The organism is Streptomyces sp. SID1328, from assembly GCF_009865595.1.
Classification (GTDB): domain Bacteria; phylum Actinomycetota; class Actinomycetes; order Streptomycetales; family Streptomycetaceae; genus Streptomyces; species Streptomyces griseoluteus.
The window spans coordinates 1-12,914 of the sequence record NZ_WWKH01000520.1 but is presented as its reverse complement, the minus strand read 5'-3'; the positions used below and the strand labels follow the sequence as shown (position 1 = coordinate 12,914).

The 12,914-nt window shown below is 70.9% G+C and carries 7 protein-coding genes and 1 pseudogene; 4 read left to right on the top strand and 4 right to left on the bottom strand.

The features are described from left to right. The first annotated feature begins 6 nt into the window (after positions 1-6). From GT030_RS16425 to pulA, 4 genes are all read left to right on the top strand, one after another. Positions 7-819, top strand: coding sequence for an ABC transporter permease subunit (locus GT030_RS16425; RefSeq protein WP_161201738.1), 813 nt, complete (start codon positions 7-9; stop codon positions 817-819). 57 nt (positions 820-876) lie between these two features. Beyond that, positions 877-2,559 carry a glycoside hydrolase family 13 protein gene (locus GT030_RS16420; protein WP_161201736.1) on the top strand — a complete coding sequence of 561 codons (1,683 nt, stop codon included), beginning with the start codon at positions 877-879 and terminating at the stop codon, positions 2,557-2,559. A gap of 158 nt (positions 2,560-2,717) precedes the next feature. Continuing rightward, positions 2,718-4,094, top strand: coding sequence for an alpha-amylase family protein (locus GT030_RS16415; RefSeq protein ID WP_161201735.1), 1,377 nt, complete (start codon positions 2,718-2,720; stop codon positions 4,092-4,094). A 201-nt stretch (positions 4,095-4,295) separates the two neighbouring features. Further along, positions 4,296-9,692: a pullulanase-type alpha-1,6-glucosidase gene (gene pulA, locus GT030_RS16410; RefSeq protein ID WP_161201734.1), complete on the top strand. Its 5,397-nt coding sequence runs from the start codon at positions 4,296-4,298 to the stop codon at positions 9,690-9,692. 4 nt (positions 9,693-9,696) lie between these two features. Here pulA and GT030_RS16405 read toward each other — a convergent pair whose 3' ends face one another. The 4 genes and pseudogenes from GT030_RS16405 to GT030_RS16390 all read right to left on the bottom strand — a co-directional run. Further along, entirely contained in the window at positions 9,697-10,386 is a 690-nt protein-coding gene (locus GT030_RS16405) for a TetR/AcrR family transcriptional regulator (protein WP_202460166.1), read from the bottom strand. Positions 10,387-10,446: 60 nt separating this feature from the next. Beyond that, a complete protein-coding gene (locus GT030_RS16400) occupies positions 10,447-11,511 on the bottom strand; it encodes a PDR/VanB family oxidoreductase (protein ID WP_161201733.1) in 1,065 nt (354 codons plus the stop codon). Further along, complete coding sequence (locus tag GT030_RS16395) at positions 11,504-12,406, bottom strand: metal-dependent hydrolase (protein ID WP_161201732.1); 903 nt, start codon at positions 12,404-12,406, stop codon at positions 11,504-11,506. Before GT030_RS16395 ends, GT030_RS16400 begins: the two co-directional genes overlap by 8 nt. Before the next feature lie 79 nt (positions 12,407-12,485). Beyond that, positions 12,486-12,914: pseudogene (locus tag GT030_RS16390) on the bottom strand (hypothetical protein); the annotation flags it as partial.

The following is a 12,914-nucleotide window of genomic DNA, read 5'->3' as shown; positions in this document are numbered from 1 at the left end:
GGCCCGCTGGGCACCGTCCTGCTGCACGGCGGCCTGGTCCTGGCGAGCCTGATCGCGCTGGTCCCGGTGGCCTGGCTGTTCTTCCTGTCCCTCGGCCCGGAGAAGGACGACTACCTGCACCCGGGCCGCATCTTCGGCCGGGCGGGCTTCGCCAACTACGCCTTCGTGCTCCAGCACACCGGCTTCTTCGACTGGTTCAAGTCGACGATGATCGTGGCGCTCGGCACCACCTTCATCGGCGTCTTCGTCGCCGCCACCACCGGCTACGCCGTCTCCCGGATGCGCTTCCCCGGCTACAAGCCGCTGATGTGGGTCCTGCTGCTCACCCAGGCGTTCCCCATCGCCATCCTGATCGTGCCGATGTACGAGATCTTCGGCGAGCTGGGCCTGATCGACACCTACTGGGCGCTGATCCTCATCAACTGCTCCACCGCCGTGCCGTACAGCGCGTGGCTGCTCAAGGGGTACTTCGACACCATCCCCTTCGAGATCGACGAGGCGGGCCGGGTGGACGGGCTCACCCCGTTCGGCACCTTCTTCCGGCTGATCCTGCCGCTGGCCCGGCCGGGCCTGGCCGTCGCCGCCTTCTACAACTTCATCACGGCGGTCGGCGAGGTCGCGTTCGCCACGACCTTCCTGCTGGACGACTCCAAGTACACCTTCGCGGTCGGCCTGCAGACCTTCGTCAGCGAGCACGACGCGCAGTGGAACTACATGGCCGCCACCGCGGTGCTGATAGCGATACCGGTGTCCGTGTTCTTCTACCTCGTGCAGAAGAACCTCGTCACCGGCCTCACCGCGGGCGGCACCAAGGGCTGACGCCCCGCCGCACCCACGCCCGAAACGAACCGAACCTCGTCACGCACCAAGGACGCCATGAGCCAGCAGCATCTCGCAGCCCCGGCCGACGACACCGCCGTCGCCCCCGCCGCCCAGCACCGCGACTGGTGGCGCGGCGCGGTGATCTACCAGGTCTATCCGCGCAGCTTCGCCGACTCCAACGGCGACGGCATGGGCGACCTGGCCGGAGTGCGGGCCAGACTGCCCTACCTGCGCGACCTCGGCGTGGACGCCGTCTGGCTCAGCCCGTTCTACGCCTCCCCGCAGGCGGACGCCGGGTACGACGTGGCCGACTACCGTGCCGTCGACCCGATGTTCGGCAACCTGCTGGACGCCGACGCGCTGATCCGCGAGGCCCACGAGCTGTCCCTGCGCATCATCGTGGACCTGGTCCCCAACCACTCCTCCGACCAGCACGAGTGGTTCAAGCGGGCGCTCGCCGAGGGCCCCGGCTCGCCGCTGCGCGAGCGGTACCACTTCCGCCCCGGCAAGGGCATGGACGGCGAACTCCCGCCCAACGACTGGGAGTCCATCTTCGGCGGTCCGGCCTGGACACGGGTCACCGAGCCCGACGGCACGCCGGGGGAGTGGTACCTGCACCTCTTCGCGCCCGAGCAGCCCGACTTCAACTGGAACCACCCGGCGGTGGGCGACGAGTTCCGGTCCATCCTGCGGTTCTGGCTGGACATGGGCGTCGACGGCTTCCGCATCGACGTGGCGCACGGCCTGGTGAAGGCCGACGGCCTGCCCGACCTCGGCGCGCACGACCAGCTCAAGCTGCTGGGCAACGACGTGATGCCGTTCTTCGACCAGGAGGGCGTCCACGAGGTCTACCGGCAGTGGCGGACCGTGCTGGACGAGTACGCGGGCGAGAGGATCTTCGTCGCCGAGGCGTGGACGCCGACCATCGAGCGGACCGCCAACTACGTCCGCCCCGACGAGCTGCACCAGGCGTTCAACTTCCAGTACCTCGGTACCGACTGGGACGCAGAGCAGTTGCGCGAGGTCATCGACCGCACGCTCGCCGCGATGCGCCCGGTCGACGCCCCGGCCACCTGGGTGCTCTCCAACCATGACGTCACCCGGCACGCCACCCGCTTCGCCAACCCGCCCGGCCTCGGCACCCAGATCCGCACCGCCGGGGACCGCGCCCTCGGTCTGCGCCGGGCCCGTGCCGCCACCCTGCTGATGCTGGCGCTGCCCGGCTCCGCCTACCTCTACCAGGGCGAGGAACTCGGCCTGCCCGACGTGGTCGACCTGCCCGACGAGGTGCGCCAGGACCCCGCCTACTTCCGGGGCGCGGGCCAGGACGGCTTCCGCGACGGCTGCCGGGTGCCGATCCCCTGGACCCGCGAGGGCTCCTCGTACGGTTTCGGCGGCGGGGGCAGCTGGCTGCCGCAGCCGGCGGGCTGGGGCGAGCTGAGCGTGGAGGCGCAGACCGGCGTGGCCGGTTCGACGCTGGAGCTGTACCGGGCCGCGCTGGCCGCCCGGCGCGAACAGCCCGCGCTCGGCGCGGGCACAGGCGTCGAGTGGCTGCCCGCACCCGTGGGCGTACTGGCCTTCCGGCGCGGGGAGTTCACCTGTGTCGCCAACACCACCGGCGCGCCGGTCACCGTCCCGTCGTACGGACGGGTGCTGCTCGCCAGCGGAGAGATCGCCGAGCGTGCCGCCGGGGCGGAGGTCCCGGCGGACACCACGGTCTGGTGGACCACGGGCTGACAGCCCCTCCCTGAAAGTTCTTGCATCAACTTCCCACGGCCCGCTGCCTTTTCAGGCAGCGGGCCTTTAACATCTGCGTCACCGCAAGTTTGCTGAAACATTTCAGCAAGGGCATCCAGTCCTGCGGCAACAGCCTTCAACGACGAAGGAACCCCCACATGGCACGCAGAACCCTCACCGTGGCGCTCGCCCTCGCGGCAGCGGCCTCGATTGGCATGTACCCGACTACCGCGCAGGCGTCCCCGCCCGGCACCAAGGACGTCACCGCCGTCCTCTTCGAGTGGAACTTCGCCTCGGTCGCCCGTGAGTGCACCAGCACGCTCGGCCCGGCCGGCTACGGCTACGTGCAGGTCTCCCCGCCCGCCGAGCACATACAGGGCTCGCAGTGGTGGACCTCGTACCAGCCCGTCTCGTACCGAATCGCCGGTCGGCTCGGTGACCGGGCGGCCTTCAAGAGCATGGTCGACACGTGTCACTCGGCCGGCGTGAAGGTCGTCACCGACACGGTGGTCAACCACATGTCCGCGGGCAGCGGCACCGGCACCGGCGGCTCGTCGTACAGCAAGTACAACTACCCGGGCCTGTACTCCTCGCCCGACTTCGACGACTGCACCGCGCAGGTCAGCAACTACCAGGACCGCTACAACGTCCAGCACTGCGAACTGGTGGGGCTGGCCGACCTGGACACCGGCGAGGACTACGTCCGCAAGGCCATCGCCGGATACATGAACGACCTGCTCTCGCTCGGTGTCGACGGCTTCCGCATCGACGCGGCCAAGCACATCGACACGGCGGACCTGGCCAACATCAAGTCCCGGCTGACCAACCCGTCCGTGTACTGGAAGCAGGAGGTCATCTACGGCGCGGGCGAGGCCGTCCAACCCACCGAGTACACCGGCAACGGCGACGTCCAGGAGTTCCGCTACGCCTACGACCTCAAGCGGGTGTTCAACAACGAGAACCTCGCCTATCTGAAGAACTACGGTGAGGGCTGGGGGTACATGAGCAGCTCGGTCGCCGGGGTCTTCGTCGACAACCACGACACCGAGCGCAACGGCAGCACCCTCAACTACAAGGACGGCGCCAACTACACGCTGGCCAACGTCTTCATGCTGGCCTACCCCTACGGCGCACCGGACATCAACTCCGGCTACGAGTGGTCCGACGCGGACGCCGGGCCGCCCAACGGGGGCAAGGTCAACGCCTGCTGGCAGGACGGCTGGAAGTGCCAGCACGCCTGGCCGGAGATCAAGTCCATGGTCGCCTTCCGCAACGCCACCCGCGGCCAGGCCGTCGCCAACTGGTGGGACAACGGCAACGACGCCATCGCCTTCGGGCGCGGGAACAAGGGGTTCGTGGCCATCAACCACGAGTCCTCCTCGCTCTCCCGCACCTACCAGACCTCGCTGGCGGCGGGCACCTACTGCAACGTGCAGAACAACACCACGGTGTCGGTGAACTCCAGTGGCCAGTTCACCGCGACCCTCGGCGCCAACACCGCGCTCGCGCTGTACGCGGGCAAGTCGAGCTGCTGAAGCCCCCTCCGAGGCGCCTCCCGACGAACCGTCCGTCGTATACGGGCGGTTCGTCCCTCGTTCATCGCTGAAATTTCTTTCTTCATGTTTCACAAGTCTTGCTGCAAGGCTTTCGACGGCGGTACGGTCACGCCGCGTCCGGCAGCGAAGCCGTGCCTCTGGCCGGACTCGAACGAGCCGTGAGCGCAAGGAGTTTGTGCCGTGAGACCGATCTGGCCGGCGCGCGGGACGCGCCGCACCCCCTACCGGCGCCGGGCGGCGGCCGTCGTCGCCGCGGCCCTCGCCGCCACCCTGGTGACGCCCCTGTCCGCCCACGCGGACAGCCCGCCCGCACCGCCCTCCGACGCCCGCCTCGCCGCCGAGCCCGCTCGGCACGACGACACGCGGGAGCAGTTCTACTTCGTCATGCCGGATCGTTTCGCCAACGGCGACCGCTCCAACGACCGCGGCGGGCTGACCGGTTCCCGGCTGAGCACCGGCTACGACCCCACCGACAAGGGCTTCTACCAGGGCGGCGACCTCAAGGGCCTCACCCAGCGCCTCGACTACATCAAGGGCCTCGGCACGACCGCCATCTGGCTCGCCCCGATCTTCAAGAACCGCCCCGTGCAGGGCACCGGAGCCGACGCGTCGGCCGGCTACCACGGTTACTGGATCACCGACTTCACCCAGGTCGATCCCCACTTCGGCACCAACGCCGACCTGAAGGGCCTGATCGCCAAGGCGCACGCCAAGGGCATGAAGGTCTTCTTCGACGTCATCACCAACCACACCGCCGACCTCGTCGACTACCGGGAGAAGTCCTACGACTACCTCTCCAAGGGCGCCTTCCCGTACCTGACCAAGGACGGCCGCCCCTTCGACGACGCCGACTACGCCGACGGCCGGAAGAAGTTCCCGGCCGTGGACGCCTCGTCCTTCCCCCGTACCCCGGCCGTGCGCAGCCGGAGCAAGGTCCCGGCCTGGCTCAACGACCCGGCGATGTACCACAACCGGGGCGACTCCACCTTCGCGGGCGAGTCCGCCGAGTACGGCGACTTCTCCGGCCTGGACGACCTGTGGACCGAGCGTCCCGAGGTGGTCAGCGGCATGGAGAAGATCTACCAGCGCTGGGTGCGGGACTTCGCCGTCGACGGCTTCCGCATCGACACCGTCAAGCACGTGAACATGGACTTCTGGACCCAGTGGGCCACCGCGCTGGACAAGTACGCGGCCGGGCGCGGGCGGAAGAACTTCTTCATGTTCGGCGAGGTCTACTCCGCCGACACCTCGGTGACCTCCCCGTACGTCACCCGGGGGCGGCTGGACGCCACCCTCGACTTCCCCTTCCAGGACGCCGCCCGCGCCTACGCCTCCCAGGGCGGCAGCGCCAAGAAGCTCGCCGGGGTCTTCGGGGACGACTACAAGTACACGACCGACAAGGCCAACGCCTACGAGCAGGTGACCTTCCTCGGCAACCACGACATGGGCCGCATCGGCTCCTTCCTGAAGCAGGACGACCCGAAGGCGTCCGACGCCGAGATCCTGCGCAAGGACCGCCTCGCCAACCAGCTCATGTTCCTCAGCCGGGGCAACCCGGTCGTCTACTACGGCGACGAGCAGGGCTTCACCGGCTCCGGCGGCGACAAGGACGCCCGCCAGACCATGTTCGCCTCCAAGGTCGCCGACTACCTGGACGACGACGAGATCGGCACCGCCCGCACCCACGCCCGCGACGCCTACGACACCAAGGCCCCGCTGTACCGGGACATCGCGGCCCTCGCTGGGCTCCGCAAGGCCAACCCGGCCCTCACCGACGGCGTGCAGACCGAGCGCTACGCGGCCGACGGCGCCGGTGTCTACGCCTTCACCCGCACCGACGCCCGCACCGGCGCGGAGTACGTCGTCGCCCTCAACAACGCGGGCGAGGCCAGGCGCGCCACCTTCACCACCGGCTCGGCGGGCATGGCGTACCGGGGGATCTACGGCACCGAGCGCACCGTACGCACCGACGCCGGGCGCAGGCTCACCCTGACCGTCCCGGCCGGGACCGCCGTGGTCTACCGGGCCACCGGGCGCCCCGCCGCCCCCGCCACCCGGCCCACCCTCACCCTGACCGCCCCGGCCGCCGGAGCCACCGGCACGGTGGAGGTCGGCGCCGACGTGAGCGGCGGCGGGCTGAACCGGGTCGTCTTCGCCGCGCAGGTCGGCAACGGGCCCTGGAAGACGCTGGGTTCGGCGGACCACGCGCCGTACAAGGTCACCCAGGCCATCGGCAAGGACGTCCCCGCCGGGACCGCGCTGCGGTACAAGGCCGTGGTGATCGACTCCGCCGGCCGCACCGCGAGCGCCCTGGCCTCCTCGGCCACCGGCACCGCGCCCGTCCCCGAGCCGCCCGCCGCCGCCTCCCGCGACTACGCGGTGGTGCACTACAAGCGGGCCGACGGCGACTACGCGAACTGGGGCCTGTACGCCTGGGGCGACCTCGCGGACGGCGAGGCCACCGAGTGGCCGGCCAGCCACCCCTTCACCGGCCGCGACGCCTACGGCGCCTTCGCCTACGTCAAGCTCAAGCCGGGCGCCTCCGACGTCGGCTTCCTGGTCATCGACAAGAACGGCGACAAGGACGTCTCCGCCGACCGGAGCATCGACGTCACGAAGACGGGTGAGGTCTGGCTGGAGCAGGGCAAGCCCGAGGTGCTGACCGAGCGCCCTGACCACCCCGCCCAGGACCAGGGCAAGGCCGTACTCCACTACCACCGCGCCGACGGCGACTACGACGGCTGGGGCCTGCACACCTGGACCGGGGCCGCGAACCCCACCGACTGGTCGAAGCCCCTCATGCCGGTGAAGACTGACGCCTATGGCGCGGTCTACGAGGTACCGCTCACCGAGGGTGCCACCAGTCTCAGCTACATCCTCCACAAGGGCGACGAGAAGGACCTGCCCACCGACCAGTCGCTCGACCTCAAGGCCGACGGCCACGAGGTGTGGCTGTTGAGCGGCCAGGAGAAGTACCTGCTCCCGCAGCCGAAGGGCAGCGCGGCCGCGCTCGACCTGACCACCGCCAAGGCGGTCTGGATCGACCGGGACACCCTCGCGTGGAACGGCGCCGAGGGGGCTGCCTCCACTCAGCTCCTCTACTCCCACGACGGCTCGATCGCCGTCAAGGACGCCATGCTGACCAGCGACGACGAGCGCTGGCTGCGGCTTGCGAAGGGCACGCTCACCGACGCCCAGAAGGCCAGGTTCCCGCACCTGAAGGACTACACCGCCTGGACCGTCGACCCCCGCGACCGCGACCGGGTGCGCGAGGCCCTCACCGGCCAGCTCGTCGCCTCCCAGCGCGCGGCCAGCGGCGCGGTGCTCGCCGCGACCGGTGTGCAGATCGCCGGGGTGCTGGACGACGTGTACGCGAGCGCCACGAAGAGCGGCCTCGGCCCGGTCTTCCACTCCGGCAGGCCCACCCTCTCGGTGTGGGCGCCCACGGCCCAGAACGTCTCGCTGGAGCTGGGCGGCTCCCTGAAGCCCATGCGCCGCGACGACACCACCGGCGTCTGGTCCGTCACCGGCCCCGCCTCCTGGAAGGGCAAGCCCTACCGGTACGTGGTCAAGGTGTGGGCGCCCAGCGTCGGCAAGCTCGTCACCAACTCGGTCACCGACCCCTACTCGGCCGCCCTGACCGCCGACTCGAAGCGCAGCCTCGTCGTCGACCTCGCCGACCGCTCCCTGGCCCCCGCGGGCTGGGCCGGGCTCACCAAGCCCAAGGCGGTGCCGCTGAGGGACGCGCAGATCCAGGAGCTGCACATCCGGGACTTCTCGGTGGCCGACAATACCGTCCCGGCGGGGGACCGGGGCACCTACCTGGCCTTCACCGACAAGGACAGCGACGGCTCGAAGCACCTGCGGGAGCTGGCCGGGGCCGGCACCTCCTACGTGCACCTGCTGCCCGCCTTCGACATCGCCACCATCCCCGAGAAGAAGGCCGACCAGGCCACCCCGGACTGCGACCTGGCCTCCTTCCCGGCCGACTCCGCCAAGCAGCAGGAGTGCGTGGCGAAGACCGCCGCGAAGGACGCCTACAACTGGGGGTACGACCCGTTCCACTACACGGTCCCCGAGGGCTCGTACGCCACCGACCCCGACGGCAGCGCGCGTACCGTGCAGTTCCGGAAGATGGTGCAGGCGCTCAACCAGGACGGGCTGCGGGTCGTCATGGACGTGGTCTACAACCACACGCCGGCCGCCGGCCAGGCGGACACCTCGGTGCTCGACCGGATCGTGCCCGGCTACTACCAGCGGCTCCTCGCGGACGGCAGCGTGGCCAACTCCACCTGCTGCGCCAACACCGCGACCGAGAACGCCATGATGGGCAAGCTCGTGGTGGACTCGATCGTCACCTGGGCCAAGGAGTACAAGGTCGACGGCTTCCGCTTCGACCTCATGGGCCACCACCCCAAGGCCAACATCCTCGCCGTCCGCAAGGCGCTGGACGCGCTGACCGTCGCCAAGGACGGCGTCGACGGCAAGAAGATCATCCTGTACGGCGAGGGCTGGAACTTCGGCGAGGTCGCCGACGACGCCCGGTTCGTCCAGGCCACGCAGAAGAACATGGCCGGCACCGGCATCGCCACCTTCTCCGACCGGGCCCGTGACGCCGTGCGCGGCGGCGGACCCTTCGACACGGACCCCGGCGTCCAGGGCTTCGCCTCCGGCCTGCTCACCGACCCCAACTCCTCGGCCGCCAACGGCACCGAGGCCGAGCAGAAGGCCCGGCTGCTGCACTACCAGGACCTGATCAAGGTCGGCCTGACCGGCAACCTCGCCGGATACCGGTTCACCGACAACGACGGCAAGGAGGTCACCGGCGCCGGGGTCGACTACAACGGCTCGCCCGCCGGATACGCGGCCGCCCCCGGCGACGCCCTCGCCTACGCCGACGCCCACGACAACGAGTCGCTGTTCGACGCGCTCGCCTTCAAGCTGCCCGCCGGGACGAGCGCGTCCGACCGGGCCCGGATGCAGGTGCTGGCGATGGCCACGGCCGCGCTCTCCCAGGGTCCTGCCCTCTCCCAGGCGGGCACCGACCTGCTGCGCTCCAAGTCGCTGGACCGCAACTCCTTCGACAGCGGGGACTGGTTCAACGCCATCCACTGGAACTGCGCCGACGGCAACGGCTTCGGGCGCGGGCTGCCTCCGGCGGCCGACAACGAGTCCAAGTGGCAGTACGCCAAGCCCCTGCTGAGCACGGTCGAGGTCGGCTGCCCGCAGATCACCGGCGCCTCGGCCGCCTACCGCGACCTGCTGCGCATCCGCACCGGTGAGGACGCCTTCTCCCTCGCCACCACCGCCCAGGTGCAGGACCGGCTCTCCTTCCCGCTCTCCGGCAAGGACGAGACCCCCGGCGTGATCACCATGCGCCTGGGCGGCCTGGTCGTGGTCTTCAACGCCACGCCCGAGCGGCAGGAGCAGCGGATCAGCGCCCTCGCGGGCACGGACTACCGCCTGCACCCCGTCCAGGCGGCCGGCTCGGACGACGTGGTCAAGTCCGCCTCGTACGCCGCCGGTTCGGGCACCTTCACGGTCCCGGCGCGGACCGTGGCGGTGTTCACCCGGTAACGGGTCAGGACGCCAGGGAGATCAGCCGGGCGGCGAGTTCCGCGAAGGGACCGTCGCCCGGCTCGTTCTGTGCGAACGTGCGCACTACGGAGGCCATTTCGGGGTCGTTGGCAGCGCTGACCGCGGCCAGGGCGGCGAAGTCGTGCACGAGCTGGCGTTCCAGCTCCTCACGCGGCACCCGGCGGCCCTCCAGCCAGATCAGCGCCGTCGACTCCACCAGCGAGATCCATGAGCGCACCACCAGCTCCAGCCGGGCGGGCGCCTCGGTGATCCCCAGGTGGGACAGGATCTGCTCGTAGGACGCCTGGCGCACGGAGTCGATGAGGGCGTTGGTGGCCGAGGAGCCGACCGCCGGGCCGCCCCGCATCAGGGCGGAGAAGCCCGGCCCGTGCTCGTCCACGAAGTCGAAGAAGCGGCCCATCACGCGGAGCAGCCGGGCGCCGAGCGGGCCCTCGTGCGGCTCCTCGAAGCGGCCCGCCAGATCCTCCGCCGCCCGCGTCAGCGCGGCTTCGTACAGGCTCATCTTGCCGGGGAAGTAGTGGTAGACCAGCGGGCGGGAGATGCCCGCGGCGGACGCTATCTCGTCGATCGAGACCTCGTCGGGCGAGCGCCGGCTGAACAGGTCGAGCGCGACCTTGATCAACTGTTGCCGCCGCTCCTCGACGCCCATCCTGCGGCGAACCCCGGTACCCATGGGTTCAACCTTACCGACCGGCAACGACACTTGGACGATACGGTTCCGCCCGGCCCGTGCTCACATGTCCAGCACCAGCCGCTCACCCCGGGCGCGGGAGACGCAGATCAGCATCGAGTCGTCGCGCTCCCCGTCGGTCAGCAGCTCGTCCCGGTGGTCGACCTCACCCTCCAGCACCCGCTGTTGGCAGGTCCCGCAGAAACCCTGCTCGCAGGAGTAGAGGGTGTCCGGCAGCTCCCGGCGCACCGCCGCCAGCACGGTCGAGTCGGCCGGGACGGTCAACGTCCGCCCGCTGCGCCGCAGTTCCACCTCGAACGCGGTGTCGGCGCCGCCCGCCGTACGCGGGGCGAACCGCTCCAGGTGCAGCGCGTTCCCCTCGGGCAGCGCCGCCTCCACCGCCGCCATCAGTCCATCCGGGCCACAGCAGTACACGACAGCGCCCTCGGGCAGCCCGGTCAGCAGCGCGGTGAGGTCGGGGCGGCCGTCCTCGTCCTCCGCCACCACCGTGCACCCGTCCCCGGCCAGCGCCACCGCCTCCTTCAGGAACGGCATCGAGGCCCGCGTACGCCCGCAGTACAGCAGTCGCACGTCCACGTCCTCCGACAGGGCCCGCAGCATCGGCAGGACCGGGGTGATCCCGATGCCGCCGGCCACGAAGACGTACGCGGGCGCCGCCACCAGCGGGAACCGGTTGCGCGGGCCGCGCACCTCCAGCTCCATCCCCTCGGTGAGCTGCTCGTGCACCTCCCGCGAGCCGCCCCGGCCGTCCTCGGCCAGCCGTGCGGCCACCTCGTACGCCGAGGAGTCGGCGGGGTCCCCGCACAGCGAGTACTGGCGCACCCGCCCCGAGGGCAGCACCAGGTCCAGATGCGCGCCCGGCTCCCAGGCGGGCAGGTCGCCGCCCTCCAGGCGGAGCCGCACCACGCCGTCCGCGATGCGCTCGTGCCCGGTCAGCAGCAGCCGCAGCGCCCGCGTGCGGGGGTGCCCGGAGACCGGGGGGTCCAGCGTCGGCATCGGCCACAGCGGCGATCGGCTGACCCGGCGGCGCAGCGCCCGCCGGGCCAGCAGACCGGCGCCCACCAGGAGCGCGGCGGCGGCGACGGACCGGGTGGTCTGCTCAGGCATCGTGCTCCGCCTTCTCCGCGGCCAGCGCCGCCGGGGACGAGGCCAGGTAGGCCACCGCCTGCGCGGTCGAGCCCTCCCGGGACGGGTGGTAGGCCCGGCTGAGATAGCGCGGGATCGACTTCAGCAGCGCGCCCGTCGCGGGCAGCGTCCCCCGGCGGCCGCTCCGGTAGAACGCGCGGAACGACGCCTTGCCGTCCACCAGCGTCGGGTCGTGCTCCATGAAGAAGCGGGCCCCGCGCTGCCACAGGAACATCAGCGCCGCGAAGGCCAGTGCCCAGGTCCGCACCCGGCGCCGGTAGTCGCCGTCCACGTGCACGAAGAGGTCGAAGGCGACCGAGCGGTGCTCGACCTCCTCCGCGCCGTGCCAGCGCAGCAGGTCCAGCATGGTCGGATCGGCGCCCCGCCGGTCCAGCTCGGCCGCGTTCAGCACCCAGTCGCCGAGGAACGCGGTGTAGTGCTCGATCGCCGCGATCAGCGCGATCCGCTCCAGCAGCCACCAGCGGCGCGCCCGGCCCGGCGGCAGGGTGCGGTCCCCGAGCAGCTTCTCGAAGAACCAGTCGACCTGCGCGGTGTACGGCGTCGGGTCGAGCCCCTGCTCGCGCAGATGCGGCAGCACCTCGTCATGGGCCCGGGAGTGCATCGCCTCCTGGCCGATGAACCCGATCACGTCTTCCCGCAGTCGGTCGTCCCGGATCAGCGGCAGCGCCTGCTTGTAGACATGGACGAACCACCGCTCACCGGCGGGCAGCAGCAGATGCAGCACATTGATGGTGTGCGTGGTGAAGGGGTCGCCCGGCACCCAGTGCAGCGGGGTGTCCTCCCAGGCGAAGGACACCTTGCGCGCCTTCAGCGGGATGCGCTCGGCCTGCACCGGCCGGGCCTGCTTGTTAGACATGGCGTCAATGTACTGACGGGTACCGCGCCTGAGAACCCCCGTGCGCGGCCTTGTTGGGCAAACTGTCAGCAGCGTCCGGTCAGTGCAGCCCGCTGATCTTCCGGCCGCCCTCCAGCGTGCCCGCCAACTGCGCCTGGGCGCCCCGCTCCGCCTTCGCCACCAGCAACTGGCCCTGCCCGGACGCGGTCACCCCGCCCGAGGACCGGATCGAGGTCACGCCCCGGCTGCCCGCCGCCAGCAGATACCAGTGGCCGCCGCTGGACTTCCACAGCACCCCGGCCAGCACGTGCGGATCGCGCGGCCCGCACGCCGTGGTGTCGGTGCCCTTGGCCACCACCGCCCCGGCCCGGCCGCCCGGCGTACGGAACTGGGCCAGCGCGGCCGTGCCGTCACCGCGCCAGGTCTCGGCCCGTGTGCACACCCATTGCCCGGCGCCGCTCGCGTCCGGCAGCGGCTGCTCGGCGAACGCCCACGCGTTCACCCCGCGCACCCCGGCCGCCCGCTCCGC

What these genes read in the sequence shown, in the direction of transcription:
- GT030_RS16420 (WP_161201736.1), top strand. Translation starts at nt 877, where the DNA reads ATGAGCCAGCAGCATCTCGCAGCCCCGGCCGACGACACCGCCGTCGCC.
- GT030_RS16415 (WP_161201735.1), top strand. Translation starts at nt 2,718, where the DNA reads ATGGCACGCAGAACCCTCACCGTGGCGCTCGCCCTCGCGGCAGCGGCC.
- GT030_RS16405 (WP_202460166.1), bottom strand. Translation starts at nt 10,386, where the DNA reads ATGGGTACCGGGGTTCGCCGCAGGATGGGCGTCGAGGAGCGGCGGCAA.
- GT030_RS16400 (WP_161201733.1), bottom strand. Translation starts at nt 11,511, where the DNA reads ATGCCTGAGCAGACCACCCGGTCCGTCGCCGCCGCCGCGCTCCTGGTG.
- GT030_RS16395 (WP_161201732.1), bottom strand. Translation starts at nt 12,406, where the DNA reads ATGTCTAACAAGCAGGCCCGGCCGGTGCAGGCCGAGCGCATCCCGCTG.